The following is a 566-nucleotide window of genomic DNA, read 5'->3' as shown; positions in this document are numbered from 1 at the left end:
CTCGCCATCGCGCTCGGCAAGACGATCGGCGGCGAAAGCGTCATCGTCGACCTCGCCCGCATGCCGCACCTGCTCGTCGCCGGCACCACCGGCTCGGGCAAGTCGGTCGCCATCAACACCATGATCCTGTCGATCCTGTACCGGCTGAAGCCGGAAGAATGCCGGCTGATCATGATCGACCCGAAGATGCTGGAGCTCAGCGTCTACGACGGCATCCCGCACCTGCTGACCCCCGTCGTCACCGACCCCAAAAAGGCCGTCACGGCGCTGAAATGGGCGGTGCGCGAGATGGAGGACCGCTACAAGAAGATGTCCAAGGTCGGGGTGCGCAACATCGACGGCTTCAACGCCCGCGTGGCCGAAGCGCTGGCGCGCGACGAAAGCATCACCCGCACGGTGCAGACCGGCTACGACGGCGAAACGGGCGAAGCCGTCTACGAGCGGGAAGAGATGAGCCTGTCGGTGCTCCCCTACATCGTCGTCATCGTGGACGAGATGGCCGACCTGATGATGGTGGCGGGCAAGGACATCGAGGGCGCGATCCAGCGGCTCGCCCAGATGGCGCG

The 566-nt window shown here is 65.5% G+C and carries 1 protein-coding gene; it reads left to right on the top strand.

What is annotated here, in order from left to right; all coding sequences use genetic code 11:
- Positions 1-566, top strand: a 566-nt coding sequence (locus D3273_RS27980; protein ID WP_129230318.1) for an FtsK/SpoIIIE domain-containing protein, incomplete at both ends; no start/stop codon positions are given.

It is taken from the genome of Lichenibacterium minor (assembly GCF_004137685.1).
GTDB classification, from domain to species: domain Bacteria; phylum Pseudomonadota; class Alphaproteobacteria; order Rhizobiales; family Beijerinckiaceae; genus Lichenihabitans; species Lichenihabitans minor.
The sequence above is the reverse complement of the archived record's forward strand: the minus strand, read 5'-3'. Positions and strand labels throughout refer to the sequence as shown.